Source organism: Nostoc sp. GT001 (genome assembly GCF_030382115.1).
Taxonomy (GTDB): domain Bacteria; phylum Cyanobacteriota; class Cyanobacteriia; order Cyanobacteriales; family Nostocaceae; genus Nostoc.
This window is the reverse complement of sequence record NZ_JAUDRJ010000003.1, coordinates 6777004-6803750: the sequence shown is the minus strand read 5'-3', so window position 1 is coordinate 6803750 and position 26747 is coordinate 6777004. Positions and strand designations below refer to the sequence as shown.

27 protein-coding genes and 1 pseudogene are annotated in these 26747 nt (G+C 41.8%); 15 read left to right on the top strand and 13 right to left on the bottom strand.

Features of this window, described 5'->3' with window-relative positions; genetic code table 11:
• The first annotated feature begins 282 nt into the window (after window positions 1–282).
• The 5 genes from QUD05_RS31695 (at window position 283) to QUD05_RS31675 (ending at window position 7234) form a co-directional block, all read left to right on the top strand.
• Window positions 283–1365, top strand: coding sequence for a cytochrome c oxidase subunit II (locus tag QUD05_RS31695; RefSeq protein WP_289799503.1), 1083 nt, complete (start codon window positions 283–285; stop codon window positions 1363–1365).
• Between the two features lie 67 nt (window positions 1366–1432).
• Window positions 1433–3169, top strand: a complete 1737-nt coding sequence (gene ctaD, locus QUD05_RS31690) for a cytochrome c oxidase subunit I (RefSeq protein WP_289800129.1) — start codon at window positions 1433–1435, stop codon at window positions 3167–3169.
• 105 nt (window positions 3170–3274) lie between these two features.
• Window positions 3275–3901: a cytochrome c oxidase subunit 3 gene (locus QUD05_RS31685; RefSeq protein ID WP_289799502.1), complete on the top strand. Its 627-nt coding sequence runs from the start codon at window positions 3275–3277 to the stop codon at window positions 3899–3901.
• Between the two features lie 829 nt (window positions 3902–4730).
• Window positions 4731–5984, top strand: a complete 1254-nt coding sequence (locus tag QUD05_RS31680; RefSeq protein ID WP_289799501.1) for a serine/threonine-protein kinase — start codon at window positions 4731–4733, stop codon at window positions 5982–5984.
• A gap of 161 nt (window positions 5985–6145) precedes the next feature.
• Window positions 6146–7234, top strand: coding sequence for a PstS family phosphate ABC transporter substrate-binding protein (locus tag QUD05_RS31675; RefSeq protein WP_289799500.1), 1089 nt, complete (start codon window positions 6146–6148; stop codon window positions 7232–7234).
• Between the two features lie 98 nt (window positions 7235–7332).
• Here QUD05_RS31675 and QUD05_RS31670 read toward each other — a convergent pair whose 3' ends face one another.
• The 4 genes from QUD05_RS31670 to QUD05_RS31655 all read right to left on the bottom strand — a co-directional run bounded on the left by QUD05_RS31670 (window position 7333) and on the right by QUD05_RS31655 (window position 11925).
• Entirely contained in the window at window positions 7333–7953 is a 621-nt protein-coding gene (locus QUD05_RS31670) for a Uma2 family endonuclease (RefSeq protein ID WP_289799499.1), read from the bottom strand.
• A 209-nt stretch (window positions 7954–8162) separates the two neighbouring features.
• Window positions 8163–9926: a tetratricopeptide repeat protein gene (locus QUD05_RS31665; protein ID WP_289799498.1), complete on the bottom strand. Its 1764-nt coding sequence runs from the start codon at window positions 9924–9926 to the stop codon at window positions 8163–8165.
• Window positions 9916–11208: an ATP-binding protein gene (locus QUD05_RS31660; protein ID WP_289799497.1), complete on the bottom strand. Its 1293-nt coding sequence runs from the start codon at window positions 11206–11208 to the stop codon at window positions 9916–9918. The genes QUD05_RS31665 and QUD05_RS31660 overlap by 11 nt, the downstream gene beginning before the upstream one ends.
• 501 nt (window positions 11209–11709) lie before the next feature.
• Window positions 11710–11925, bottom strand: coding sequence for a hypothetical protein (locus QUD05_RS31655; protein WP_289799496.1), 216 nt, complete (start codon window positions 11923–11925; stop codon window positions 11710–11712).
• Window positions 11926–12102: 177 nt separating this feature from the next.
• On the opposite strand from QUD05_RS31655, the gene QUD05_RS31650 reads away from it, so the two are divergent.
• Entirely contained in the window at window positions 12103–12468 is a 366-nt protein-coding gene (locus QUD05_RS31650; protein ID WP_289799495.1) for a hypothetical protein, read from the top strand.
• Between the two features lie 71 nt (window positions 12469–12539).
• Here QUD05_RS31650 and QUD05_RS31645 read toward each other — a convergent pair whose 3' ends face one another.
• The 3 genes from QUD05_RS31645 to QUD05_RS31635 all read right to left on the bottom strand — a co-directional run bounded on the left by QUD05_RS31645 (window position 12540) and on the right by QUD05_RS31635 (window position 14974).
• A complete protein-coding gene (locus tag QUD05_RS31645; protein ID WP_289799494.1) occupies window positions 12540–12683 on the bottom strand; it encodes a hypothetical protein in 144 nt (47 codons plus the stop codon).
• Between the two features lie 208 nt (window positions 12684–12891).
• Window positions 12892–14577, bottom strand: a complete 1686-nt coding sequence (locus QUD05_RS31640; RefSeq protein ID WP_289799493.1) for a caspase family protein — start codon at window positions 14575–14577, stop codon at window positions 12892–12894.
• Between the two features lies 1 nt (window position 14578).
• Window positions 14579–14974: a Pepco domain-containing protein gene (locus QUD05_RS31635; protein WP_289799492.1), complete on the bottom strand. Its 396-nt coding sequence runs from the start codon at window positions 14972–14974 to the stop codon at window positions 14579–14581.
• 246 nt (window positions 14975–15220) lie between these two features.
• Here QUD05_RS31635 and QUD05_RS31630 point away from each other — a divergent pair, with 246 nt between their 5' ends.
• Window positions 15221–16105 carry an RpnC/YadD family protein gene (locus tag QUD05_RS31630; RefSeq protein WP_289799491.1) on the top strand — a complete coding sequence of 295 codons (885 nt, stop codon included), beginning with the start codon at window positions 15221–15223 and terminating at the stop codon, window positions 16103–16105.
• Window positions 16106–16210: 105 nt separating this feature from the next.
• On the opposite strand, the gene QUD05_RS31625 is transcribed toward QUD05_RS31630, so the two are convergent.
• Genes QUD05_RS31625 through ndhC form a run of 3 tightly spaced genes read right to left on the bottom strand, consistent with a single transcriptional unit; the run spans window position 16211 to window position 17824 of the window.
• Window positions 16211–16741, bottom strand: a complete 531-nt coding sequence (locus tag QUD05_RS31625) for an NAD(P)H-quinone oxidoreductase subunit J (protein WP_289799490.1) — start codon at window positions 16739–16741, stop codon at window positions 16211–16213.
• On the bottom strand, window positions 16734–17471 hold the full coding sequence (ndhK, locus tag QUD05_RS31620) for a photosynthetic/respiratory NAD(P)H-quinone oxidoreductase subunit K (RefSeq protein WP_289799489.1): 738 nt from the start codon (window positions 17469–17471) through the stop codon (window positions 16734–16736). Before ndhK ends, QUD05_RS31625 begins: the two co-directional genes overlap by 8 nt.
• A complete protein-coding gene (gene ndhC / locus QUD05_RS31615; protein ID WP_012411797.1) occupies window positions 17462–17824 on the bottom strand; it encodes a photosynthetic/respiratory NAD(P)H-quinone oxidoreductase subunit C in 363 nt (120 codons plus the stop codon). Before ndhC ends, ndhK begins: the two co-directional genes overlap by 10 nt.
• A 317-nt stretch (window positions 17825–18141) precedes the next feature.
• Between ndhC and QUD05_RS31610 the strand changes: the two genes are divergently transcribed.
• The 6 genes from QUD05_RS31610 (at window position 18142) to QUD05_RS31585 (ending at window position 20514) form a co-directional block, all read left to right on the top strand.
• Entirely contained in the window at window positions 18142–18477 is a 336-nt protein-coding gene (locus QUD05_RS31610) for a rubredoxin (RefSeq protein WP_289799488.1), read from the top strand.
• Between the two features lie 141 nt (window positions 18478–18618).
• The gene (locus QUD05_RS31605) at window positions 18619–19638 is read left to right on the top strand and encodes a photosynthesis system II assembly factor Ycf48 (protein WP_289799487.1); all 1020 of its coding nucleotides are present in this window, start codon (window positions 18619–18621) and stop codon (window positions 19636–19638) included.
• A 158-nt stretch (window positions 19639–19796) separates the two neighbouring features.
• The gene (gene psbE / locus QUD05_RS31600; RefSeq protein ID WP_094348030.1) at window positions 19797–20045 is read left to right on the top strand and encodes a cytochrome b559 subunit alpha; all 249 of its coding nucleotides are present in this window, start codon (window positions 19797–19799) and stop codon (window positions 20043–20045) included.
• Window positions 20046–20054: 9 nt separating this feature from the next.
• Window positions 20055–20192, top strand: coding sequence for a cytochrome b559 subunit beta (psbF, locus tag QUD05_RS31595; protein ID WP_015115279.1), 138 nt, complete (start codon window positions 20055–20057; stop codon window positions 20190–20192).
• 8 nt (window positions 20193–20200) lie between these two features.
• Entirely contained in the window at window positions 20201–20323 is a 123-nt protein-coding gene (psbL, locus tag QUD05_RS31590) for a photosystem II reaction center protein PsbL (protein ID WP_289799486.1), read from the top strand.
• 71 nt (window positions 20324–20394) lie between these two features.
• On the top strand, window positions 20395–20514 hold the full coding sequence (locus tag QUD05_RS31585) for a photosystem II reaction center protein J (RefSeq protein ID WP_012411803.1): 120 nt from the start codon (window positions 20395–20397) through the stop codon (window positions 20512–20514).
• Between the two features lie 310 nt (window positions 20515–20824).
• Here QUD05_RS31585 and QUD05_RS31580 read toward each other — a convergent pair whose 3' ends face one another.
• A complete protein-coding gene (locus QUD05_RS31580; RefSeq protein ID WP_289799485.1) occupies window positions 20825–20974 on the bottom strand; it encodes a photosystem I reaction center subunit VIII in 150 nt (49 codons plus the stop codon).
• A 3113-nt stretch (window positions 20975–24087) separates the two neighbouring features.
• Window positions 24088–24432, bottom strand: a pseudogene (locus tag QUD05_RS31570) (hypothetical protein); the annotation flags it as partial.
• A gap of 602 nt (window positions 24433–25034) precedes the next feature.
• On the opposite strand from QUD05_RS31570, the gene QUD05_RS31565 reads away from it, so the two are divergent.
• Window positions 25035–25232 carry a hypothetical protein gene (locus tag QUD05_RS31565; RefSeq protein ID WP_289799484.1) on the top strand — a complete coding sequence of 66 codons (198 nt, stop codon included), beginning with the start codon at window positions 25035–25037 and terminating at the stop codon, window positions 25230–25232.
• Between the two features lie 80 nt (window positions 25233–25312).
• A complete protein-coding gene (locus QUD05_RS31560) occupies window positions 25313–25789 on the top strand; it encodes a Tic20 family protein (protein ID WP_194042159.1) in 477 nt (158 codons plus the stop codon).
• On the opposite strand, the gene QUD05_RS31555 is transcribed toward QUD05_RS31560, so the two are convergent.
• The gene (locus QUD05_RS31555; RefSeq protein WP_289799483.1) at window positions 25790–26563 is read right to left on the bottom strand and encodes a fumarylacetoacetate hydrolase family protein; all 774 of its coding nucleotides are present in this window, start codon (window positions 26561–26563) and stop codon (window positions 25790–25792) included.
• Window positions 26564–26747: the final 184 nt, after the last annotated feature.

Sequence of the window (26747 nt, the reverse complement as noted above, 5' to 3'; positions counted from 1 at the left end):
ATCACTCTGGCAAGGTTTTGCCTGAAGCTTTAGGTATTTTTCAAGATGTCAAAAATTGATTAATGACAATTAATTTAAGCATTCTAAATTTTTTCTTAAATTTTTTCACTGGTTTGCATCTATTTTTGGCGTTGTATGATAGTAAACTCATACTCAAAATTACTAAAATAGCCAAAAAAATTAATAAAAATTTCAGACCTTTGTCCCCCATGTCTGACAGCCTAGACTACCTTAGTAAGTGAGTAGCTTCGAGATAACATAGTAAATTCAATTAAGTAAGCCGTGAAGATTCCAAGTTCCATCTGGACATTACTCATTGGCATCGTGCTAACGCTAGCCAGCCTTTGGTACGGTCAAAATCACGGTCTGTTGCCAGCAGCCGCCACTGATGAAGCCGTCTTGGTGGATGGTCTGTTCAACGCGATGATGATCGTTTCTACAGGGATATTTCTGCTCGTTGAAGGTATTTTAATTTACTCTGCATTTAGATATCGTCGGCGTGCAGGTGACAATGAAGACGGCCCACCAGTTGAAGGTAATATACCTTTAGAAATTCTCTGGACGGCGATCCCAGCAATTATCGTTATCGGTATTTCTGTTTACAGCTTTGATGTGTACAACGAAATCGGTGGCTTTGATCCCCATTCTATCCATGAAGCACCGATGAGTCAGGAGTCAATGGCAATGCCTGGAACCGCAATCGCTGCGACTTTAAGCGATACACCTCCTGACACCGAACCGAACCTCAATCAAGAAAAATCTGATGAGGCAATGCAAGACCCAGCTACGGCAGAAGTTCGTAATGCTGACCAAATTCCCCAACTGCGGAATGCCCCAGGTGTAGGTAGTGTTGCTCCGACAATTGGCGGCACTCCTGAAAAAGCAGGCAAACCAGCAGAATTACAAGTCAACGTCACTGGTCTACAATATGCCTGGATTTTCACATATCCTGAAACTGGTATAACTACAGGTGAAATGCACGTCCCCATTGGGCGAGAAGTGCAAATCAGCATGACAGCCAACGATGTCATTCATGCCTTCTGGGTTCCAGAGTTCCGACTGAAACAAGATGCGATCCCCGGTAGGCAAAGCGAGATTCGCTTCACCCCTCAAAAAGTAGGAGATTATGTCCTAATCTGTGCTGAACTTTGTGGCCCCTACCACGGTGCGATGAGAGCGCCAGTAGTTGTTGAGCCACAAGAAGCCTTTGATAAATGGGTACAAGAACAGCTAGTTGCTAGCAAAGAAACACTAAATCAAGCGATCGCTGTTAACCCTGCCGATCTATCCCCACATGAATTTCTTGCGCCTTATACCAAGGACATGGGAATTAAACCAGAAATCCTCCATCAAGTTCACCATTAATCAATATGTTATTTAGTCAAAATCCAATGACTAATGACTAATGACTAATGACCAATGACTAATGACTATGACACAAGCTCAGTTGCAAGAAGCTGCTAATATCCCCGCCCTTCTTGAGGAACCAGGGGTCAGAAAATGGCAAGACTTCTTTGGTTTTCAAACCGACCATAAGGTGATTGGGATTCAATATCTAGTCACTTCGTTTATTTTCTACTGCATTGGCGGCGTGATGGCTGATTTGGTTCGCACGGAATTGCGAACCCCAGAGGTAGATTTTGTCACCCCGGAAGTCTACAACAGTCTGTTTACACTGCACGCCACGATCATGATTTTCTTGTGGATTGTGCCAGCCGGGGCAGGGTTTGCTAACTATCTAATTCCCCTAATGATTGGGGCAAAAGATATGGCATTTCCTCGGCTGAATGCTGTTGCCTTTTGGATGATTCCCCCTGCGGGTGTGTTGCTAATCGCCAGTTTAGTGGTAGGCGATGCACCAGATGCCGGTTGGACTTCCTACCCTCCCCTGAGTTTGGTGACAGGGCAAGTGGGCGAAGGCATTTGGATTATGAGTGTCCTGCTGCTGGGTACGTCCTCAATTTTGGGGTCGATAAATTTCCTGGTGACATTGATCAAGATGCGTATCCCCAGCATGGACATTCACAAAATGCCCTTGTTCTGCTGGGCGATGTTCGCCACTTCGTGCCTAGTTTTGGTATCAACCCCAGTCTTAGCAGCAGGTTTGATTCTGCTTGCCTTTGACTTAATTGCCGGGACAACATTCTTTAACCCAACTGGCGGGGGCGACCCAGTAGTATACCAACACATGTTCTGGTTTTACTCCCACCCAGCGGTTTATATCATGATTTTGCCCTTCTTTGGCGCAATTTCAGAAATTATCCCCATTCATTCCCGCAAGCCAATTTTTGGCTATAAAGCGATCGCTTATTCGTCTCTTGCTATTAGCTTTTTGGGGCTAATTGTTTGGGCGCACCACATGTTTACCAGCGGTATCCCCGGTTGGTTGCGGATGTTTTTTATGATCACCACCATGATCATTGCCGTACCCACAGGAATTAAAATTTTCAGCTGGTTAGCAACAATGTGGGGTGGAAAAATCCAGCTTAATAGTGCCATGTTATTTGCCATCGGCTTTGTCGGCACTTTTGTAATCGGCGGGATTAGTGGCGTGATGTTGGCAGCAGTGCCCTTTGATATTCACGTTCACGATACTTATTTTGTGGTTGCCCACTTGCACTACGTCCTATTTGGCGGTAGCGTATTAGGAATTTTTGCAGCTATTTACCACTGGTTCCCGAAAATGACGGGACGGATGGTAAACGAATTTTGGGGTAAGGTTCACTTTGCCTTGACAATTGTCGGTCTAAACATGACCTTTTTACCCATGCACAAACTGGGTTTAATGGGCATGAATCGCCGTATCGCCCAATACGATCCCAAATTCACCACATTGAACGAAATCTGCACCTATGGTTCTTACATACTGGCAATTTCGACATTTCCCTTCATCATCAATGCGATTTGGAGTTGGTTGTACGGCGAGAAAGCTGGTAATAATCCTTGGAGAGCATTGACCTTAGAGTGGATGACTACCTCACCACCTGCGATCGAAAATTTCGATCAAACCCCAGTGCTGGCTACAGGCCCCTACGACTACGGTTTGGAACATGCTAATGAAGGTGTACCTTTATATGATCCCAATCCAATCTTATCTGGTGGGCCAAACTCAGTATTAAGAGCAGAACCCGATCCAGCGGTTGCCGCTAATCCAGAAGACCGCAAATAAACAGGGAACTGGGGACTAGGAATTTCTTCTCCTCTGCTCCCCATTCCCCATTCCCAATTCCCCATTCCCAATTCCCCATTCCCCATTCCCCACTTATAAAAATTCATGCAAAGTCAAACTATTGACCCAGCTAAAACGGAACTGAATCATCACCACGCAGCAGAAGCATCTGTCGGTCATCACGAAGAACATCCAGACCATCGCCTGTTTGGACTATATGTTTTCCTGATTGCTGAAGGGATGATTTTTATGGGACTGTTCGGAGCCTACTTGGCTTTCCGTGCTACCTTACCTGCATGGCCACCAGCAGGTACTCCAGAGTTAGAACTCTTATTACCTGGAGTCAACACTATCAATCTAATTTCTAGTAGTTTTGTCATGCACAATGCCGACACTGCTATTAAAAAGAATGATGCAAAGGGTGCGCAAATCTGGTTAGCAATTACCGCTGCAATGGGTGCTATTTTCTTGATAGGTCAAGTATATGAATATACCCATTTGGAATTTGGTTTGACTACCAATTTATTTGCTAGTGCATTTTACGTTTTGACTGGTTTTCACGGATTGCACGTTACCATCGGCGTTTTGGCAATTGTTGCTGTGTTGTGGCGATCGCGCACTCCGGGTCACTATAGTAACGAAAAGCACTTTGGTATTGAAGCAGCCGAAATCTACTGGCACTTCGTTGACGTGATTTGGATTATTTTGTTCGGATTACTGTATCTACTGTAAGTATTAATTAATTAGTTGTTCAATCCACGCGGACAACTTCATAAGCCCCCACTAGGGGGCTTTTTTAATTAACAGAATAAAAATATCAGTGAAAAAGATTGTAGAGACGTAGCAGTGCTACCCTTATACAATAGACTTCTTGCATAAGTCGGGAAAAGGGTAAGGGGGAAGGGGAAAAGGTTCTGTATTGTCCCCTTCCCCTTTAACCTTTACCCTTTTCCCCCTCTTGCAAAAAGCACTTTTGCAAGAGGTCTAATGGCTACAGATAACGCATATTTATCGGTTGCCTAAAAAAGTTAAATAAAAATTACAACTAATTTACTTCAAAAACCATCACTCGATATTTAACTCAAAAACTTACCCGATATTTTTTAGTTTTTTCGTCAAACTCACATTGATCTGACAACGCGATCGCAGTTAGTAACGACTAAAATCTGGTAACAAAACTGTGGCGAACACCGTAAAGGTATTTGTGCCTTTAAATTTCACTGTTCAAGGTTTTGTCAGTAATCAGACTTAACAGTTAAAACAAATAACCATCCTGACTCATAAATATTAATTATTCTCTGCCCACAGTTTAAATCCTGTGGACTAGTGTTAAATTTACTTAAGTGATAATATTACAGAAGTGTTTCATAAATTAATTTTGTATTAAGATACTTATAAGAGTATTAAACAAAGCAATCAAGCAATTAAGCAACAAAGTATCCAAACATAGGTCGCGCGATGGCTAACTGCCGCAAATACCAGTATATCTAGCAGCAAGCAGTTATCCATAACCTCACTCAAGCTCTGAATGGTCAGTAAATAAAGAAGTAGTATACGCCACATGAGCCAGAACCCTCTAGTCAGAAAAACACTCCGAAGTCGCTTTGAAACTGTCAAAGTGATGGGAAGCGGAGAATCTGGTGATACTTACTTAGTAGGGGGTGCTACACGTAACAGGCATAGATACTCGCTCAACAGAAAAACACTTCGGAATCGCTTTGAGATTGTCAAACACTTAGGAAGCGGAGGTTCTGGTGATACCTACTTGGCTATTGACTTGGATTTACCAGGACAACCTCATTGTGTCGTTAAACATTTCCACCCGAAAGATTCTAACCCTGCTGTTCTACCCATCGCTAAAAAGCTATTCGATCGGGAAGCGGAAGTTTTATATCAGCTAGGCAACGACCACGATCAAATTCCGAGACTGTTTGCCCATTTTAATGAAGATGGAGATTTCTATTTAGTCCAGGAATTTATTGATGGTCATGCGTTGACTCAAGAAATTGTCCCAGGTCAGCGTCTTAAAGAGAATACAGTCTTAAATTTATTAAAAGACATCCTAGAAGTGTTAGCCTTCGTCCACCAACACGATATTATTCACCGAGATATTAAGCCTCAAAACTTAATGCGGCGGTACTCCGATCAAAAGATTGTGCTAATTGACTTTGGCAGTATTAAGAAAATTGGTGCTTTGGGAGCAGGCTTAACAATTGCTGTTGGCACTCCTGGCTATATGCCAAGCGAACAAGCTAAAGGAAAGCCAAAACTTTGCAGCGATATCTATGCAGTCGGGATGATTGGCATTCAAGCTTTAACAGGTCTAATACCTGAGCAATTACCAGAAGATCCCAGTACTGGAGAAGTTATCTGGCGCGACAAGGCAGAGGTAAGTGATGCTCTGGCAAATATTTTAGATACAATGGTTCGCGATCGCTACAACCAGCGTTATCAGTCTGCCACAGAAGCTTTACAAGCACTTAATTCTGATGTAGCGTTGTCACATTCTTCACAATCTGCTGACATCAACCACAAGGCTGATGATAGCTATTTGCTAACTTATAGAAACTTTATTTTGCTGCTGGGCATCGGTCTTGGTGCAACCACTAGTTTGATAGTAATAGTTTTAATCTACACATTTATTAATACGGGGACATCGCTGCCAAATCAACCTACTCCACTCAAGAGTTTTCTAGAAAGATTTGTTGAGTTCCCGTTAACTAATACAAGTAGTCTACTAGCTAAATCAGCACCTAACAGAAGAATCTGTCAAAGCAATTGCACCATTGCAAAAACTACCAAAGAGCAAATTTAATTTCACTAGATTAGAAAGATTAATCATCTAACAGCAATCATCAGACTGGCTATTAACTAGCTATTACAAATTTACTGTAAATTTAAATATTTCAAGATGACTGTAGGATAAATACTTAGATATTCCTGTAAGATAAATACAATTAAAGAAAATTTAAAAATATGGACAATACAAATCAAAGAAAAGCTTTAATTAACAGCGAAATCTCTCTCTTTCTCAGAGGTTTGATTATTGGTAAAGTTCTCACACTTATGGTTATTGGCGGATTACTTTGGTGGTTATTGAAGCCAAATTTATTGTCTCGCAACAGCATTAACTCTTCCTCTAATCAAAATTTCAATCGCGTCTCTAATAATGAATCCACTAATGAATCAACTTTTCAGACAGTTGCTGATGTTCCCCCTGCCTCATTCAACTACGGAGGTAGTACTGCTTGGGCATCTATTCGGCAATTAGTAGATTCTCAGATCCAGAGCGATCGCCCGGAACTACAATTACGTTATGTAAACCCTGTTAATGGTAGTCCTGGTTCTAGCTCCGGCATTCGGATGTTACTTGATGGGAAACTAGACTTTGCTCAGTCTTCCCGTCCCCTCACAGATGAAGAAAAAGCTACGGCAAAAGAGCGAGGCTTCACCCTTGAGCAACGTCAAGTGGGTATGGATGGGATAGCAGTGGTAGTCAATCCATCACTTAATGTGCCTGGTTTAACTGTTGAACAATTGCAGCAGATTTATTTAGGGAAAATTACTAATTGGAATCAAGTCGGCGGGCCAAATCTACCCATCACAGCTTTTTCTCAACGCCCAGAGGACGCAGATACAGTAATATTCCCTAACAATAGCGACTTAAAGGGGCAAGCATTTGGCTCTAATGTGCAATATGTCTACTCTGCTACAGAAGCGGTACGCCAACTCAGTAAAACCCCTGGTGGTGTGTATTACGCTTCTGCCCGTTCAGTAGTCTTTCAATGTAGCGTGAAGGCTTTACCATTGGGTAACACTTCTGGTCAGCTAATTACCCCGTATCAGGAGCCAATAGTGCCGTCTGAGCAATGTCCACGTCAGCGCAACCAGCTAAATACTCAGGCGATCAAAAATGGCAGCTATCCGATGATTGCTAATTTGTTTGTAATTATTAAGCAGAATAAAGGTTCAGAACAGCAGATTGGAAATGCTTATGCCAATCTTTTATTAACTGACCAAGGGCAAAGAGCAATTGAGCAAGCTGGTTTTGTCGGCGTTCGCTAGTAGATTTATTTGAAGGACAATTGAGCAAGCTTTCTAGAGATACCCGACTTGTTTAAGAGGTCGGGTATCTAAAAGTATAGACTTGTGCGCGATCGCGGCTATAACTGGGAACTACCAGCTTGCAGAATCTGTTGAGCAATCAGGTTTAGTTCGGGAAAAATAGGTGATACGATGCGGTCATCGCCTCTAAATTGAGTAACTCGGTATTCACCGTCAACTAATTGGTAGATAGAGATAGTAGGTTGTTTAGGATTACCGATAAACTTTTTACCACCGATAGCTAAATAATCAACAATCCAATATTCTTTTATCCCTATTTGTTCATATTCACCTAGCTTTTTATAATAATCATCCCGCCAGTTAGTACTAATAACTTCAATCACTAAAGGGATAGAATCGGCAAACTCAACCGTAGAATATTTCTGCCAAAGTGGCTCTAATTTTAAAGCAGGACGGTTGAGTAATAGCAAGTCTGGAGAATAGCAGGACTGACTAATAGCAGATTTAACTAATGCTGTTTTTGGGATGAAATAAGGTAGACCATTGCGAACGTACTCAACGGCAATTTTTTCAACCAAAAACCCGACAATATCTTCATGATCTCCTGCTGGTTGTGCCATTTCAACAATCACGCCATCATGTAATTCATACCTTCCACCTTCAGGACGCCAGGCTGCAAAATCTTCAAAGGTTACTAATTTGGGTATAGCTTGAGTCATAAATTGCCTACCTTAGCTTATATAGGACTTACGCAAAAATTGCTAAAAACCTTAATTTATCGAACCGCCAAGACGCCTTCGCGAAGCGTCTCGAAGAGAAAAGCGCCGAGAATTCGTAGAGTATGCGTAAGTCCTATTATATATTGCAAACATTTTTAGTCATTATCATTAGGTTTTTCATCACAGATTGTTTAAATCGCTACTTCCTTTTAATTATTCTGCATTGCTGTGACAAGTTTCTCTAAATTTTGACGAACAGTAACACTACGGTGATGATTTACACCCCAGACTCGTTCGCAAATATCTAAAGCTTGCAAATAAAGCGGTTTTGCTTCACCGTAACGTCCAGTTGCACGATAAATTTCTGCCAGATTATTCAGACTTTCGGCAACATTAGGATGATTTTCTCCTAATAGGTGCTTATCAAGTTCTAAGGCTTTTATACATAAGGATTCTGCTTCATGATAACGTCCCTGTTCCCTGTACATATAACCCAAAGCGTAGATCGTATCTGCTAAAAGCGGATGCGCTTTTTGTAATACACGCTGCTTGAGTTCCAATGATTCTAAAAACAAAGATTCCGCTTCACTGTAGCGTCCTTGAGCGCGGTATATTAAACCTAAATTGTGCAAATCTGTGGCAACATCAGGATTTTCTTCTCCCAAAAATCGCTTATCTAATTCTATTGCTTGTTGCGATAAAGGTTCAGCTTCACTGTAACGTCCTTGATGATAATAAAGTAGCGCTAAATTATTTAGTATAAGAGCGAAAGAAAGATGATTTTCGCCAACCAGACGTTTTTCAAGTTCTAATGATTGCAAATACAGGGGTTCTGCTTCGTCATAACGTCCTTGTTCATCATATAGTAATGCCAAATTGTTCAGACTGACGGCAACATCGGCATGGTTTTCTCCCCATAGTCTTTTTCTCAGTTCTAAAGCTTGTTGATATAGAAGTTCCGCTTTATTATATTGCCCAGTTGATTTGTAAAGTCCTGCCAAATTATTCAGGCTAGTGGCAAAAGCCGGATGATTTTCTCCTAACAGGCGTTTCCTCAGTTCTAAAGCTTGTTTATATAAGGGTTCGGCTTCAGCATAGTTTCCGATTGCACGATATATTCCTGCTAAATTGTTGAGGCTATTAGCTAAGTCTATCTGCAAACCCAATTCATTTTGTAACTCACTCGCCTGACGCCAATATTTAATTGCTAATTCTTGTTCTTCTTGATAATTTTGAGATTCACCCCGATCTAATCTGCTGTGGTAAATATCGCCCAATCTTGAGTACAAAGTAGCCAAGGTGGGGTCTTTAGTTCCCCGTTCTTGTTCTACTTTCTCGATTAACCTTTGTAAATCTTGAATCGGTAAGAAAAAGCGATTAGTTTCATTAGTATCTGTGCTAGCTAATTCTGTATCTCGAAAAACAAAGCGGATATTTTCTAGTTCTTTACCAGGAATAGCATTTGTCTTTTTAGATTCAAACCGGAATACACCATTGCGCCAACTCCAAAAATCAGGCGCTTTTTTAATCAGGTTGACTAAAATTTGGTTAGTTACCCAAAGTACAATTGCAAACGGAAATTCGCGCAATCCTTCCCTAGTCCACTGTAAGTAACCAAAAAATTTCTCCTGCTCAGATTGCTCATTTCCCAACCTAAGAAAATACAATTGTTCAGCACCCGTCACAGTAATCACCGCTGGCTTCTGCTGACGGAGATATTCTTCTTGTTGTACCAGTTGGTTAAGAGCAGCTTTCAGGCTTGGTTCTTGACGTGCTAAAGTTACTCGATATGCACCGAAGATGGGTTGTAGTTCGGCTTCATACTGAGCAATAATCTGATCTCGAAAGCTAGCATCATCGCAAACTGCAATTAGTAAATTTAATCCCCGCTTTTGAGCTTCAATAGAAACAATTAAATCATCATACGCATCTTGATTTTCTCCTTCATCATCTAATAATTCCTCATTTAACATTAATGGCTCCCTGTCTTCTCAAGCTTTCGATAATAATTGGATGAACATCATACCAAGTTTCATCAGTGCGATATTCTAGAACATACAGCCCATGTAACAAATCTAAAAACTCTGCTTGTTTGGGGTCATTGGGCATAAATTGCTCATAAACACTCTGCAAAATATCGATATCAGTTTTTCCTAACCGTATCGAAAAATCATTGCGAATTTTATTGATTGCTTGCAAAAGAATTTTATCATCAATAATAACTTCGGCTGAAGGATTTCGCCGAATCATTCGCAAACAAATGCGACAACATTCCTTAGAAATCCGAATTAATTCTCGCAATACGCCACCACTGTAAATCACAATTTTTTCAGCCGTCTCTGGTGCGATTAATTCACTGGGAATCCGCTTTTGTAAAACTTCACCGAGAATCTTTGTTGCTTCCGGGCGAGGTTGGGCATTTGGGAAGCGATTTTTACCTTTATCAAATATTTTTAATACAGGCATTGCCACAACTTGATCGTTGGTTTCAGTGGCAATAATTGTGCTAATAAATGTTTCTCGAAGGACTGCGATCGGGATGGTGTAGATAATTTGAAAGTTAGGTTGACAGAGAGCTTTAATATTATCTCGATAAATTTCGTTAACTCTACCTAAATCAAGTTTATCTAAATCATCAATAATTACTAAAACGTTTTGTTTAGTTGCAGCTTGAATTAAAGCAGCTATTTCGTTAATTCTGGCAACTAAATCTGATAACTTGCGTTCAAATTCTTGCTTAATTTCATCCCGAACGCTTGCATCAGCTTTTAATTTAGAACTAATCAACTTTAAAAGGTCAAAACCTATACTAGCTTCTGCTTGTAAATTTAATTCTTCAGTACGAGTGCGGGTAGCAAACCACTTATAAAGAGCTTCTTTAGTAGATTGCGGAATATCAACCTTGCGGGCTTCTGCCTCTGTCATTAAATTAACTGCGATCGCAAACAGTATATTAATATGATTAACAGCCGACATTTCAATTTTGTCAGCAATAGAAAAGAGAACTACAAAATATTTATCTTGAATTTGTCGGCTGAATTCAGCTAACAAAGTAGACTTACCACATCCCCGATGTCCTGTAAAGACAATTTTGCCATCTCCATTAGGACTATCTTCTACTAATTGGTTCAGGTCTGCAATCAAATCATCACCATATTCGACTCGAAATCTTTCCATTTCGTTCCGTTCCATCAACGGGAACAGTTCGAGATTACTGTATGCTTCTTGAAAGGAGTTTAATAAGTCTTGAGACATTGGATGGTGCTGTTAACGTGCTAACTATTCATATAATGGCTCATGATCTTTGAAGCACAAGTTTAAGGTCATGTCTAAGATAGAGTATGCTTACATAACTTCTCAAATTACGTTAATAAATAACTACTAAGTGAGCGGTATGTTATGTCTTAAAAAGAGATGCCCTAGTTTCCAAGTTTTAACCTATCAATAAGTAACAGAGGTCAATAATAAATCAGACTGAATGATAGATTATACATTCGATAATTTCAACTGAATGATAGATTATACAGATAACATCCTAAAAGCTACTTAACATATAAATAAAATAAAATTTTTAGTTATAAAAATAAATTTTTAGTGTGCTTCGTCTCATTTCCATTCAGCCGATGCGATGGTAGCTGTTGTTACTATTAGTTAGTAGTCTGTCAAGGAATAATTAGCGAGTACATTCTTTGTAGAGACGGCGATTTATCGCGTCTGTCTAACGCGTCAATTTTTTAGACGCGATAAATCGCGTCTCTACATGAGATAATAAAGCTCCGCGACATCAAAACTAGCTTTTGTGACATCAAAACTAGCTTTTGCGACATCAAAACTAGCTTTTGCGACATCAAAACCAGCTTTTGCGACATCAAAACCAGCTTTTGCGACATCAAAACCAGCTTTTGCGACATCAAAACTAGCTTTTGCGACATCAAAACCAGCTTTTGTGACTTCAAAACCAGCTTTTCTCAACGGATTTCAGCAAATATACCCGCATCTATCTAATTGGCTCATGCCATCCAATGCTTTTATAATTCTGTAACTTCACTGTGGCTGGTGCATCTGCCTATTGCGTACCTTGATGATATATAAATAACTCAGTGTATCAAATCGGGGTTATTTATAAATTAATCCAAATAGGAAAACTATATGCAACGGAAACGAAACTCCATCTCACTGACTAAAGCTGAACGACGGATTGAAGGAATGCAGACAATTAACCCTGAGTTAGACTTTAGTAATGGGTTTTCAATTGCTACTTACAACATTAAAGTAATTGAGTTACGAGAAAAGTTAGCCGCTTATAATCAAGCACAAATAATAGTAGATAAGACACACAATGCATTAATAGAAGCAGAACGAGAGTTGAATACTTATTCTGAGCAAATGCTGTTAAATGTTGCATCTTGCTATGGCAAAAATAGTGATGAATATGGGATGGCTGGTGGAACGCGCAGGTCAGACCGCAAGAAACCACGCCCAGTAGTAAAGCAAACAGTGACATCTGTGAAGTAATTGTTTGGACTCGCCGCTTCTTTAAATAGGGGTGCGTTGACCTTTGTGACAACGCACCACAATCGTATATCCTACCGCTTAACTTCTGAAGCCTCTCCAGAGACTTTTGACATCCCAAAATCGAATGCTGAGTGCGATCGCAAATAGGCTAAAGGCATTGTCAAACCCCAAATTAGACTTAATCGTAGGTTGGGTTGAGGAATGAAACCCAACATCTACTTTAGTTTATTAGATTGCCTCTCACTCATTTCTTAACTCACATCTCAATAGCAATAAATTGACGGTATCCTTTATACCAATACTTTGGTATAAAAAGCGAAATTCAACCATCATAAAATGAACACAATGCAATGCCGAGCGACAATCTAAGGTGGCACTTACTTTTTTACACTCGTAACATATAAAAGACAAAAACTATTATGCTTACCTAGGTGTCGCTGTAGGAATTGGCAAAGGTGTCTCTGTCGGAAGTGGCAAAGGTGCCTCTGTGGGAATCGGGAAAGGTGTCTCTGTAGGAATCGGCAAGGGTGTTTCTGTCGGTGTTGATTTGACTGGTTTTTCTAATGCAACATTGAGGTTGTAATTGCTTTTAGCAGCTCCTGGAACCAGTGTTAACTCAATAGTATATCTACCTGTAACCAACAATATGCCTTGATAGGCTGTTACTTTTTGGGCGTTAATATCAATTGGTTGTTGATTGGGACTTAAGGCTGTTAGCAAAACACTGCTTCTGGGGTCAATAAACGCAGTTAACTTATCACCTTTCTGTCCAAAAAAAGCGTACTTAATTATTTGATCTGTTTTGAGAGTATCTTTAATTGTGGCTGTGTTATTAGATGCTTTCAGATCGAGGCGCTTACTAGATACAACAGGTTGATTATTAGTAGGTGTAGGTGTTGGTGTAGTTGTTCCTGAATCAGACCGCCAAAGGCGGGGTACTGCAATTGTCAAAAACAACCCAGCAACTGCAAATCCAGCAGTTTGAATTAAACGTCGCCGTGACCAGTTAGATAATATTAGTTTTTTGGATGGCGTTGAAGGTGTTGCAAATTGTCCCGCGCCAGAAGTTTGAGTATTAGTAATAGAGGATGGTGAGGTTAATTTGGGAGTTGGAATTTGAGAAGGTTTACTTATAGGTGTATTTGTGACTGACTTAGATGCTTGTAGAATTGTTTGCTGAGGTAAATCAGGAATTGCAGAACTATTTCGCAACCGCTCAATTCTTTGTAAACCTCTCACCGCATCCATATCTTGCCCTGAAGCCGCAGCTAATACCCGAATCCATAATTGCTCTGCTAAATCTAAACTCCTGTTTACTTCTGCTTGGTAAGCATCATTTTTCAATGTGGCGATATCCACTAGAGTTGCATATCGTGGCACAAGTATTAGGTGGGATTTATTCACAGGTTCAGCAATAAGATAAGGCGTTTGCCTTGTATTCTTATACTGGCGAACCAGTTCAGGCACGCGAAACTTGAGATATTGATCCAATCGTTCAACAGTAGCGCATTTACCTTGAATTCCTAACCCTTCTAGTAATGCTCTGGTAAAAGCACCTTGTTGTAAAGCATCAATTTCATAAGAATACTCTTGGGGAATACAAGAAAAAATGCTGATAACTCCTTGCTGACGTGCTTCTTGTGCGGTTTGTCGCCCAATTCCTTCACCTGTTTTTTTGCCTTCATTGCGACAAGCATCCAGAATCAAGACAACGTTATCAGCACCACAGCGACGCAGACGTTCACTGACAAAGTTAATCGCAATTGCTGTGTTTTCAATATCTTCTGGATCGCCATCACAGGGCATGAGATAATCACGGTCAGCGTATCTTATCCCATGACCACTGAAGAAAAACCAAAAATTATCCCCTGCTTCCATAAAGGGATTGTCAAATAACTGACGCAAGATTCGCAGCAAGTTAGTGCGAGTTGGACGAGTCGATTTTCCAGCAACATTAGGGGAGTCATCAGAGAAGAAGAAAATCCGCTCAAATCCTGCCTCATTCCCCAGAAACTCCTGCATTAACTGTGCATCTCGCTTTGCATAGTTTAGCGGTTGCAGATAATCATACTGGTTAATTCCGATCGCGATCGCCCAATTTTTTGCCATCTCACCCTGGTTCTTGGCGCTTAAACTTCAGCTTAATCGCTCCTTTACTCCCAGCTTTGACACCACTGCCAATTAATTTAACTTCCCCATCTGCACTAATTTCTACCGATAACTCAATTTCATCTAGCTGCATCTTGGAGTTGACTTTTGCTTGCTGTTCAGCTTGACTAAATAAACTTGTCACTAATTTAAGAAAGTGACTCATATTTTGCTCTAATGTTTGAGCGCTAACCTTAACGGCATCTCCTACCCCTTTGCTACCAGTACTTTCCCTGATAGTTTCGTCTCCCCAACTGCGTGTATTAGTACTCACGCCTTTAGCACCATCAGGAATCGATATTTGCGGCACTTCATCCGTCACAATCCAAATGCCGTCGTTTTGGGGTGTTTCTGACATATTACTTTAAATATTTAGATTAAATTGTCCCACAAATATAAATACAACGGTAGAGATAGCGATTCCGATTACTAAGAAATCTCACTGAGCATTTTAGCGATCGCACTCAAATTATCTCAGATTGGGTGCGATGTCTACGACGGGCTTTGCCTACGCTTTCCCTAAATAGTCCAATCAAAAATCTAAATATCTGTAATCCAGTCTTAAGTACAATTATTTGATAACTTTCAGTATCTTTACAACCCCATGATCAAACCCGCCGATGTCAGCACCAAACGCTTAATTAGCCTTGCACCTGATAACTGGGTAAAATGGGTAACGCAAATTCCTGATATTGTTGCTGGCGAAATTCTCAACTCAGAATTTCAGTGGATAAGTCGAGAAAGTGATGTTTTAATCCGTGTCGAAAGTCCCCAGTATGGAAAATTTCTCGTTCTTAACGAATTACAACTGCGCTATAAACCAGAAATGCCGCGCAGGATGCGTGCCTACGCAGCACTCGCAGAAGAAAAATATAATTTGCCAACGTATCCAGTACTAATTAATATCCTCAAGGCAAGTGATGCTGAAATACCTACAAGTTACGCATTAAATATTGCTGGGTTACGTGCTATTCAAGATTACCGTGTCATTAACCTGTGGGAAGTTGATGTAAACATTGCCTTTACACAACCATTACCATCACTACTTCCATTTGTACCTATCCTCAAAGGAGGTGATAACGAGTCTACGATTCGGGACGCATTGCGAATATTACGTGCAGATGAACAATTGAATCAACTAGAAACAGTATTAGGATTTTTTGCTACCTTTGTATTAGATAGTGCAATAGTTCAACAAATTCTGAGGTGGGATATGGCACTTTTAGAGCAGTCGCCTTGGTATCAAGAAATTTTTAGCAAAGGGGAAGAACGAGGAGAAGCACGCGGAGAACTGCGAGGAAGAAAAGAAGAGTTATATTCAGGAATTGAATTAGCATTAGAAATTAAGTTTGGCAATCAAGGTTTAGAATTGATGCCGATAATCTCTGAAATTACGGATTTACAGAAATTAAAAACAATTCAACAGGCAATTAAAACTGTAAATACAGCTAATGAATTACAGCAAATTGTGTCAACTGACGTTATATAAAAACACCAAAAACATAACCCCTCTCCGCCACCGGAAAGGGGTTAATCACTGCCGAAACCACTATCTTGTACAGACGCGATTCATCGCGTCTCTAGTCAGCAATCTCTAATAAGCGTCTTGCAACTCGTAGAAATCAGGCGAGATGTAATCCTTCCGCAAAGGCCAACCTACCCAATCTTCCGGCATCAAAAGCCGCTTGAGATTTGGGTGTCCTTCGTAGATAATGCCGTACATATCGTAAGACTCGCGCTCTTGCCAATCTGCGGTTTTCCAAATCCAGTACACAGAAGGCACTACGGGGTTTTCCCGTGGTAAGAACACCTTAACTCGAACTTCTTCGGGGCGATCGCTATTATCACCGACTTTAATCAAGTGATACATACTCACCAATTCTTGTCCTGGGCCAAGGTCAATACCACCTTGACACTGGAGATAATTAAACCCATAAGCATAAAGGGCTGTAGCGGTGGGAAGCAAGAAATCTGCCAGCACCTTAATTATCTCTACACCATTCTTATCTGGTGCTAAAAACTCATGGTCAAAACCATTTTCCGTCAACCACTGGGAAACTTTACCCGCTTGTACCAATGCCTCTTCTTTCGCTGCTGGTACTGGTTTAGATTCTTCTTCAGCCACGGGTTTGTTCCTCCTTTTGCGCCTTTTCTGTCAGCAGTGCAGGTGGTATTGGCATACCAATCGCTTCCGCCAATTCCTTCGGTGGTGCATAGCGAGTGTCTGACTGCAAATACTTACCAGTTAAGATTTCTTCTACTGGCTTCAAATTATGAGTCGTGCTGTAATAGCGGTGAGTTTGCTTAATTTTATCCCGCTCTTGAATCGACTCATTGGAGATTTTCTTCCGCAGCTTAATGATTGCGTCAATAATTGCTTCGGGACGGGGAGGACAACCAGGTAAGTACACATCCACAGGAATCAGTTTATCGACTCCGCGAACGGCTGTAGGGGAATCAACGCTGAACATCCCGCCAGTAATTGTGCAAGCACCCATCGCAATTACATACTTTGGCTCTGGCATTTGTTCATAAAGACGCACCAGTTGTGGAGCCATCTTCATCGTGATAGTCCCTGCCGTAATAATTAAATCGGCTTGGCGAGGGCTAGAACGGGGAATTAGCCCAAAACGGTCAAAGTCAAATCGGGAACCAATTAAAGCTGCAAACTCAATAAAGCAGCAAGCAGTACCAAATAACAACGGCCACAAACTAGAAAGCCGCGCCCAGTCGTAGAGGTCATCAACCGTCGTCAAAATGACGTTTTCTGAAAGGTCTTGAGTGACATTGGTACGCTCAATGGGGTTGATGATTCGTTCTTTACCCTGGGTTGTTAAGTTAGAATTCAAGACCATTCCAAAGCTCCTTTACGCCATGCGTAAACTAAAGCGACTACAAGAATTGCAATAAAGACTAGCGCTTCAATAAAAGCCAATAGCCCCAAACGGTGGAAAGCTACCGCCCAAGGATACAAGAATACAGTCTCCACATCAAAGACGACGAAGACCAGAGCAAACATGTAGTAACGGATGTTGAACTGAATCCAGGCTCCCCCGATAGGTTCCATACCAGATTCATAAGTGGTGCGACGTTCTGGGGCGTAACCACTGGGTCGTAGGAGCTTGGAAGCTGAGAGCGCTAAGGCAGGTACTAGGCTACAGATGATGAAAAAGCCTAGAAGGTACTCGTAACCGCTGAGGACAAACACAATGAGTATCTACCGCTTATGGAGTATTTTAAGTAGTGAGTTTTGAGTGCTGAGTGCTGAGTGCTGAGTGCTGAGTGCTGAGTAGGGAATCTCACTCCTTTACTCAGAACTTTCGGAACTCGGAACTGTTTTACTCAACGCCCAATCCCTTAACTGCGTAACTTTCTTTTACATTATATCTGTTTGGTTTTTCTGAAATCTGGGAAACAGACGGACTTCAAGTATTTGATTCACTTTTGCTAGTGATAGAAAAGTCTAACAATTATGTCATAATTTTTAACGTATATTTAAGATTTCTTCTCTGCGAGGCCTTAGCCATGAGCGAACCAGTTGTTGAGACTCCGGTGTTAGACCGCTACGAGTGTCGCGCCTGCGGTTATGTTTACGAACCTGAGAAGGGAGATGACAAGCATGATATTCCTTCCGGGACACTCTTTGCAGAACTCCCTATAAATTGGCGCTGTCCAGTTTGTTCTGCTAAAAAGACCGCTTTTGCTAACATCGCTCCTGCCGGTACTGCATCCGGCTTTAAAGAAAATCTCGGTTATGGTTTGGGTGTTAACAACCTAACGCCAACCCAAAAGAATATCCTAATTTTTGGTGCTTTGGCTCTTGGGTTCTTGTTTTTTATCAGTCTTTACGGCTTACAATGACAGCCTTTAAGCAATTCCAAATAACGCTCTCTACCAAAGGCTTTACACTGCGCTAACAAAATTCAAAATGAAAAAGCCAGGACTTTACAGCATCCTGGCTGCCAACTTCTACAAAAATTTAGAAATAACTAAGAAATACTGATGCATTCAATTGTGAAAGGTTGGCAACGAATATTTGCCTTGTTAATAGTAGTCGTGATGTGCATAGGCTGTAGCCAAGTTCCCTCTGTTAGCTACAACCCTTGGAAAGTAATTTCTGTGCCAACAGACTCGAATTTATTGGATATTGCCTTTACTGATAACCTTGAGCATGGCTACTTAGTCGGTAGCAATGCCACCCTATTGGAAACTAATGACGGTGGTAATACCTGGAAACCAATAACACTGCAACTGGATGAGCAGAAGTATCGCTTCGACTCAGTAAGTTTTGCAGGTAAAGAAGGCTGGATTGCCGGAGAGCCTGGACTGTTACTACACACGACCGATGAAGGTGCTTCTTGGTCACGTATCCCCCTGAGCGAAAAGTTACCAGGTAGTCCGATCGCAGTTAAGGCACTGGCAGATAATACAGCTGAAATGGCTACTAATGTCGGAGCCATATATAAGACGACAGACGGCGGTAAAAACTGGAAAGCCCAGGTGGAATCAGCAGTGGGTGTAGTACGTAACTTGGAACGTTCTGCTGATGGTAAATATATTGCGGTTTCTGCTAAGGGTAGTTTCTACTCGACTTGGGAACCAGGGCAAGATGCTTGGGTACCTCATAACCGCAATAGTTCTCGGCGGTTAGAAAACATGGGTTTTACGGAGAATGGGCAATTGTGGTTGCTAGCTAGAGGAGGTCAAGTTCAGTTTAGCGATCCAACTAAACCTGAAGAATGGCAAAAGGCACAATATCCAGAGTTATCGACCAGTTGGGGTTTACTGGATTTGGCATATCGTACACCCAATGAAATTTGGGTAGGTGGCGGTAGCGGTAATTTGCTACGCAGTGCCGACGGTGGCAAAACCTGGGAAAAAGACCGTGACATAGAAGAAGTTGCGGCTAATTTGTACAAGATTGTGTTCTTAGAGCCAGAGCGGGGATTTATAATTGGCGATCGCGGCGTTTTGCTCAAATATCTACCAAACCCTGAAACAACTTCCCCAGAGGCGGCTTAGGTTTAGTGAGGCAGAGGAGCAGGGGAGGCAGGGGAAGAATGCTTAATGCCCAATGCCCCATACCTAATTTCTGAGAAGAACGTTGCAACTTGTAACTCTTTCTTAACTTTGTAGGATAATAAACTCAATAACACTCTATGTATAAGGTAGGGATCTAAATGTCAGGTACCACTGGAGAACGTCCGTTTTCGGACATTATTACTAGCGTTCGTTACTGGGTAATTCACAGCATCACCATCCCAGCATTATTTATTGCTGGTTGGCTATTTGTCAGCACCGGACTGGCTTATGATGCTTTTGGTACACCCCGTCCCAACGAGTATTTCACACCAGCGCGGCAGGAAGTGCCCATTGTGAAGAACCGTTTTGAAGCTAAAAAACAAGTTGAAGAATTTATTGGAAAGTAGTTTGAGATCATGACTAGCGGAAACAACATCAATCAACCAGTTACCTATCCAATTTTTACCGTTAGATGGCTGGCAGTACACACTTTAGGTGTACCAACTGTATTCTTTTTGGGCGCGATCGCCGCAATGCAATTTATTCAACGTTAGGAGCAACTATGGCAGAAAGATCGCCCAATCCCAATAATCAGCTGGTTGAATTAAACCGGACTTCGCTATACCTGGGACTACTACTAGTTTTCGTTCTGGGGATTCTGTTTTCCAGTTACTTCTTTAACTAATTGGAACTACTTGTTGTTAGTCTTTGTTTATTGAACGTGTGTTGATTTGTTGTTAAGGGAGGAGAGAAGCTGTGTCTGGAAGTGGGAGAATTCCCCTGTGGGTCGTCGCTACGATCGCAGGTTTAGGTATAATTACAGTCTTGGGCATTTTCTTTTATGGTGCCTACGCCGGACTCGGTTCTTCGATTTAACATTAGTTAGTTTGAACCGAATACTATAAGTTAGAACTTTCTAGCATTTGTTGAGAAATCAACGTTAAAAAAACCGCCTGTCTCTATGAGATGGGCGGTATTAATTTTGGTCATTTGTCATTTGTCCTTTGTTTTTTGCAAATGACTAATGATATCATGTCCGCTTGATTGCTTATTAAACCCGAAGAACCGCACTCCGCCAAAGCTGTGCTTTGTCTCCCCTCCCCGCCTGCGGGGAGGGGGTTGGGGGTGGGGTTATTTTATTATGGGTAATTTGGCGGACATGATATGACTAATCACTACATCAGTATCAGTTGATATCGCTGATATCATCGCTTTCAATGTATAAAAACAGAAACGCGAAGATCGCTCCTGGCAAAACCCAACCAATTATGGGCACGAAGATAGCAGACAAGTACGAAGTACTAGCCAAGACAGTAGGTAAAAAAGAAGTTGCCATAGTAAAGGTTCCTATGAAATCACACTACAATTCAAGATGAGCTTACTGCAATTCCTGCCAAATTTTTGAAATTCTTTCATATTTTTAACACAGGGAGATGGGGAGCAGGGGAGCAGGGGAGCAGGGGAGAGTTCAAATACCAAGTTCTTTCTCCTCTGCCCCTCTGCACCTCTGCCCCCTGCACCTCTGCCTCTTGTGCCCAATACCCAATACCCCTCATACCTGAGTTACATACCCAGGAGTTCATCTAGTTGCAAGCTTGGCAAGTCTGGAGGAATCACGGTTCGCACTATTGTGACTTTGTGACTCTCCTGTTGGGTTGTTAGATCGAGTGCGATCGCTCCTAAGCGAATTTCCAAACAGCCAAAGGGAATGTTTAATTGCGTCATCACTTCCAAATTTCCCGACGCATTAGGAAGTAAATTTGTCAATAAATGGGGACCATCTAGTAAGTAGCGAGTTTGATAATCTTCAAGCCATAACTTGACAACAACTTGCAGAGGTACTTCTGGCAGTACTACGCGCACTATGATAGACTTGCCAGCAATTAATTCGCCTTCTGGTACATACAAATGTGGAGTTGGCAAAGGCTCAGTGGCTGCCGCAATTATAGGTAAGGAAGAAGATGAATATAACAGTGGTTGCTCCTTTTCTTCAAAGGTGTAACTTCCAGTTGTATCGCCTTCCAGTTCGCTATCTGTATCATCTACAACAATTTCTTGCGCCAACCAAGCTGACGCTATATTTATTTTTATTGGAGGNGGAGGGGGCGGTACTTGTGTTAACAGAGCCGATGAGATTGTTGGTTCTTCTAGTAATTTTTCTATTTCCGTATCTTCTCCAATCCCCAGTTCTATTTCCTGCGCTGTGTCTATATCTTCCCTAAAGTTCTCCAGTTCAGGAGCCAACTCTTCACCTTCTTCCCATGTCTCTTGTCCCTGGCGCGTTTCAGTCAGGAGAAGTTGTGAACTGCTCAAACCTTCGTTCAGATTATTCTCTGGGTTGGCATCTAGGTTTAACAGCAAGTTAACATCAACATTCGCATTATTCGCATTTTCTGCACTAGGAGAAAGGGGTATCTGCTGTGGTGGAACATAGTTATTGTCATCTTGAGGTTGCAGATCGTTAATAGATTCAGGCAAAGAGTATCCTTGGCTCTGCATCCACTTCCTGAGCAGAGGAGATGAATAAAGGTTTCCTGTTGTAATTAATTGTGCATTTTGGGTGGCTACTACTTCAGAAACAGATTCTTCCTGGAATTGTAAGTTTTGGAAGGCTTCGACTTCAGAAACAGATTCTTCCTGGAATTGTGCGTTTTGCGAGGCTATTACTTCAGAAACAGATTCTTCCTGGAATTGCGAATTTTCTGAGGCTTCGACTTCAGAAACAGATTCTTCCTGGAATTGTGCATCACCTACTACTAATTCAGGTATATTTTCATCTTCAGCCACACCTGCGTCCAACTTTGGCAAGTCTTCAGCCGCTTGAACTTCTAATGCATCTGGAGGAACATTGTTTTTTACTTTTTCTTCAGCATCATCTAGCGAAGCTTGTAGCCGTTTCAAGTATGGCAAAGTAGTCTCAAGTATTGGCATTCGACGTTGCTTGATGACCAACTGCTCTAAGTTGATGGCGGCTATAGTAGCATCCTTTTCTACAAGCTCCTCCGGTGTCTGTAGTTCTGCGACAACATCTGAGGGGATGTTGGCATCACTTTGAATAGGGGGCAGTTTTGGTAATTGAGGCAACGAAATACTTGAATTCTTGAACTTAGATGTCCGCAGGTTGGCTTCTCGCAGAACTTGCAGGTTAATTTGCGCTGGTAAAGGTGTGTTTGGAGATAGATGAACTATCTGAGACTGGTCTGTTTTTGGGGTCTTGACCAGATTTAATAGTTTCAAATCGAGCTTAACAGGCGTCTCTGTTTCTGTGAAAGCAGCAGATGAGTCCGATGGTGTTATGGGGTCATTTAAAAATATATTGGATTTTGCTGCGGCTGTGATTGCCAGTAATTCTGTTACATCTGCTGTAATGGTGAAGGACTGGGTGGCTAACGGCATGACTTCACCGCCATCGGCGAATTTACCATACAAACTGATATCTGCCAAAATTAGCTTGGATTCACAATCAGCAGGAATATCAATTGAGGTATTGATGCTAAAGGGCAACTCCTTATCTGATAAGGGTTGCCGTACTTTGGTCAAGATTTTCAAGTTTTTGGGCGATCGCAGTTCAATTTCTACTTCAAGCGCCCGCAAGCTTTTTGGAGATGATGTTTCATCCCAATCTAGATTTGTCTTTTCTTGGAATTCTATGTACCCGTTGATTATAAGAGCTTGTCCCCAACGAGCAATATAATTATCCTGACTTAAAGTTAGCAGTAATGGTGGCGGTAGTTGTGTTGCCGAAGAATCTGTAACCTTTTCATCTTTGGGCAACAGTTCAGAGGTGGGTAAAGCTAAATCTATTAAATTTTGTAAAATATGCTCTGCCGTCTCTCCTTTGAGCCATACAGGACTTACAGGCTGATCGATAACTATATCTTCATCTTCTTCCGTTTCATCTAGTGCAACAGTGGTAACAAGGTTGCCATCTGTAGTAATTGCCAGTTCTTCAGAAACTGCGATCGCATTATCTAGCTCAATTACAGCTTCTGCTGGGGCATTAGATTCCAAGTTCTCTTCATCTGGCGCAACAGTGAGGTTGCCATCTGTAGTAATTGCCAGTTCTTCAGAAACTGCGATCGCATTATCTAGCTCAATTACAGTTTCTGGTGGGACATGAGATTCCAGGTTTTCTTCATCTGGCGCAACAGTGAGGTTGCTATCTGTAGTAATTGCCAGTCCTTCAGAAACTGCGATCGCATTATCTAGCTCAATTACAGTTTCTGGTGGGACATGAGATTCCAGGTTTTCTTCATCTGGCGCAACAGTGAGGTTGCCATCTGTAGTAATTGCCAGTCCTTCAGAAACTGCGATCGCTTTCTCAAACGTAAATAACGTAATTGCCGTTTCTGCTGGGGCATTAGATTCCAAGTTTTCAGAAACAGTATCTAGGCGATCGTCAGGTGAACTCGATCCTAAATTTTTCCTCGGCTCTCTCTCTGCTAACAGCGAGAAGACTTGCACTTGCACGCTGTATTGCCAAGATTTACCGAGCAAATCCGACATCAAATCGCCGGAACACCGCAACTCCCAAACTCCCGGTTGGAAGTAGGTAAAAGGAATTACCGCCATTATGCCTTCTGAATTAGTGCGACGCGATCGCTTGAAAATTCGCCGCGTTGGTTGAACTTCCTCAGTTGAAGAGTGAGTTACCCGCACTTCCACGTCTGTATTAAGAAGGTTAGAACGAGCCAAAACTCTATACTGTCCTTCCAAAATTTCCAAATTTGGCGATTCTAGGATATGCCACGAGCGAGCGCCTTGTTTCTGTATCAGAAATTGCCAGTGTTCCATTGTAAGTGATGCCCAGACCGACGAGCCGCTGAGTAATATTGTGTATTAACTTGCTTGCAAGTTTACCTCAGTATTTTAGAAATGCCTCACTTAAATGGCTATCAAGTTAACTCAATTTTACTGACTTGACTTCCCACCCTTTAACTACTCACCTCAAGGGAATTTCAATAAGTCGCCGTGTTGCTTGTGTGTAAAGCTTTTGTTGTTTTCTGAATATTAAGTTTGACACATCCTAGTGCTAAATTAACAGGGATGCAATGGATACCGTTAGTTGTCTTTGCTCAACTTAGTGCAACAAATTTTGTATTATTTTTTACTAAGATTTCCATTTTGCAATAGACACAACGTACAATAAATTTAAATTCACTTGAGAATTGTTATTGAATTGTAATTGCCCACATTTTTGCTACAAAGAGGTAGGATGTGGCTCTTAAGTGTTCTCTGCGATCGCCCAAGTTAGGCGCAAAGCCCATCGCAAATCACAACACTTAACCACGCAAAACGCATCCAATCTATCTGAAGTGGCTCTTTAAACCGCTACAAAACACGTCTTCCCCGGAGTGAAATGTGGGTTGACAATGAGGATTTACAGGAGGGATTCGATGCTAGTCATTTTAATGGACGAGCAAATCCTTGCCCCTGAGCAAGTTTGCCAGTCTTGTTTACTCGCTGACGGGAGCGGTCAACCCCGTTGGCGTGGGGGTCGACTGCGCTGTGGTCAAGCCATTCGCAAACTTACTCAACAGCAGCCAGACCAGTATGAGTGCATGATGGGCTTTCGCATCGCCCATATAGAATAGTTGAATTTCTCAGCAAGACCTGCAACTGCGTTATCCTAAGCTCAAGTAACTATTAAAATTTAACCACAGGAGAACGCATAATGTCTTGGCGCGGGTCTACAACAGTTTCAGATCGGATTTTTGCTTCCTTACCTTATTTGCTTCCTCTAATTGAAGTTTTTGTATTTGGTAGATATTTGCTCTCAGAGTTTCCACCATTACAACTACTGTTTCTACCGCTTCTGCCATTGTTGAGAATTTACTACGGCGTGCGTTATGCAGGAATGATTATTTTCTTTGCTTTATTTTTGCTGGTAGTAAGAAACGAAAAAATTAGTCACTTTATTCGTTTCAACACCATGCAAGCAATCCTTTTGGACATCATTATCTTTTTGTTTAGCATCCTAACTGATGTTGTAGGACTAGTTCCCTCTGGTGGTTTTGCAATCCAAACCCTATCCACAACCATTTTTATTGGCATAGTGGGAGTAGTCGCATATTCAGTCATCCAGTCTGTGAGCGGACGTTATGCAGAAATTCCAGCGATTTCCGATGCAGTGTATATGCAAGTGCGTTAGTTAACGGGCCGCTACGGTATTTTCCAGGCGACCGATACCTTCAATTTCTACGCGGACGCGATCGCCTGGATGCAAAGCGCTTACACCCTCCGGCGTACCTGTAAGCACCAAATCACCAGGGAGTAGCGTCATCACCTGACTGATGTAGGAAACTAAAACATCGGGGGAAAACACCATCTGATCAATACAGGCAGATTGGGCTGGATTAGCGTCGTCATTTACAAAAGTCTGCAATCTTGCTCCTGGATTTAATTCCCGGACAATCCAAGGCCCCAAGGGACAAAAAGTATCAAAACCTTTGGCTCGCGTCCATTGACCATCTTGTTTTTGTAAATCCCGCGCTGTTACGTCATTGGCAATGGTGTAGCCCCAAATTTTGGTTTGGGCTACCTCTGGCGTACATTCAAAGGCATAATCGCCAATCACTAGAGCTAACTCTCCTTCATAGTCAACTCTATGGGACTGGGGAGGATACTTAATTTCCCTTTCCGATGGAATGATCGACGTAGGTGGCTTAAGAAAGATTAGTGGCTCAGAAGGTACTGGAGTTCCCATTTCGGCTGCATGATCTGCATAATTCTTACCCACCGCCACAATCTTTGAGGGAGCGCAGGGAGCCAGAATTTGGTAATTTTCTGGTGTCAAAGTTAAATCAGTGGGTTGTCCATGTAACCAGGGTGGAGCATCTAGCACCTGCACATTCAGGGATAGCTGTAGTAACCCATAGTAAATCTGTCCTTCTGGATTTTGAATTCGCACGTAGCGCTGCGCCATAATCTTGATGAATATCCTTCTGCGATTAGAAACTGTGAGCGTAGTAGCAATCGTCAGTTAGCTGTTTAGCGAACCGATTGAGCCTTGAGCAAAAAAGCGATCGCTATAAGATGTCCTTAAAGAAAGATACCCCTTAGCATAGATATTGTGAAAGAAATATCGGGGTTGCCTCNNNACCTAGTTT

Excerpts from the sequence above, each read along its gene's own strand:
- ctaD (WP_289800129.1), top strand. The coding sequence starts at position 1,433 with ATGACACAAGCTCAGTTGCAAGAAGCTGCTAATATCCCCGCCCTTCTT.
- QUD05_RS31685 (WP_289799502.1), top strand. The coding sequence starts at position 3,275 with ATGCAAAGTCAAACTATTGACCCAGCTAAAACGGAACTGAATCATCAC.
- QUD05_RS31680 (WP_289799501.1), top strand. The coding sequence starts at position 4,731 with ATGAGCCAGAACCCTCTAGTCAGAAAAACACTCCGAAGTCGCTTTGAA.
- QUD05_RS31675 (WP_289799500.1), top strand. The coding sequence starts at position 6,146 with ATGGACAATACAAATCAAAGAAAAGCTTTAATTAACAGCGAAATCTCT.
- QUD05_RS31670 (WP_289799499.1), bottom strand. The coding sequence starts at position 7,953 with ATGACTCAAGCTATACCCAAATTAGTAACCTTTGAAGATTTTGCAGCC.
- QUD05_RS31665 (WP_289799498.1), bottom strand. The coding sequence starts at position 9,926 with ATGTTAAATGAGGAATTATTAGATGATGAAGGAGAAAATCAAGATGCG.
- QUD05_RS31660 (WP_289799497.1), bottom strand. The coding sequence starts at position 11,208 with ATGTCTCAAGACTTATTAAACTCCTTTCAAGAAGCATACAGTAATCTC.
- QUD05_RS31650 (WP_289799495.1), top strand. The coding sequence starts at position 12,103 with ATGCAACGGAAACGAAACTCCATCTCACTGACTAAAGCTGAACGACGG.
- QUD05_RS31645 (WP_289799494.1), bottom strand. The coding sequence starts at position 12,683 with ATGTTGGGTTTCATTCCTCAACCCAACCTACGATTAAGTCTAATTTGG.
- QUD05_RS31640 (WP_289799493.1), bottom strand. The coding sequence starts at position 14,577 with ATGGCAAAAAATTGGGCGATCGCGATCGGAATTAACCAGTATGATTAT.
- QUD05_RS31635 (WP_289799492.1), bottom strand. The coding sequence starts at position 14,974 with ATGTCAGAAACACCCCAAAACGACGGCATTTGGATTGTGACGGATGAA.
- QUD05_RS31630 (WP_289799491.1), top strand. The coding sequence starts at position 15,221 with ATGATCAAACCCGCCGATGTCAGCACCAAACGCTTAATTAGCCTTGCA.
- ndhK (WP_289799489.1), bottom strand. The coding sequence starts at position 17,471 with ATGGTCTTGAATTCTAACTTAACAACCCAGGGTAAAGAACGAATCATC.
- QUD05_RS31610 (WP_289799488.1), top strand. The coding sequence starts at position 18,142 with ATGAGCGAACCAGTTGTTGAGACTCCGGTGTTAGACCGCTACGAGTGT.
- QUD05_RS31605 (WP_289799487.1), top strand. The coding sequence starts at position 18,619 with ATGCATTCAATTGTGAAAGGTTGGCAACGAATATTTGCCTTGTTAATA.
- psbE (WP_094348030.1), top strand. The coding sequence starts at position 19,797 with ATGTCAGGTACCACTGGAGAACGTCCGTTTTCGGACATTATTACTAGC.
- psbF (WP_015115279.1), top strand. The coding sequence starts at position 20,055 with ATGACTAGCGGAAACAACATCAATCAACCAGTTACCTATCCAATTTTT.
- psbL (WP_289799486.1), top strand. The coding sequence starts at position 20,201 with ATGGCAGAAAGATCGCCCAATCCCAATAATCAGCTGGTTGAATTAAAC.
- QUD05_RS31580 (WP_289799485.1), bottom strand. The coding sequence starts at position 20,974 with ATGGCAACTTCTTTTTTACCTACTGTCTTGGCTAGTACTTCGTACTTG.
- QUD05_RS31565 (WP_289799484.1), top strand. The coding sequence starts at position 25,035 with ATGCTAGTCATTTTAATGGACGAGCAAATCCTTGCCCCTGAGCAAGTT.
- QUD05_RS31560 (WP_194042159.1), top strand. The coding sequence starts at position 25,313 with ATGTCTTGGCGCGGGTCTACAACAGTTTCAGATCGGATTTTTGCTTCC.
- QUD05_RS31555 (WP_289799483.1), bottom strand. The coding sequence starts at position 26,563 with ATGGCGCAGCGCTACGTGCGAATTCAAAATCCAGAAGGACAGATTTAC.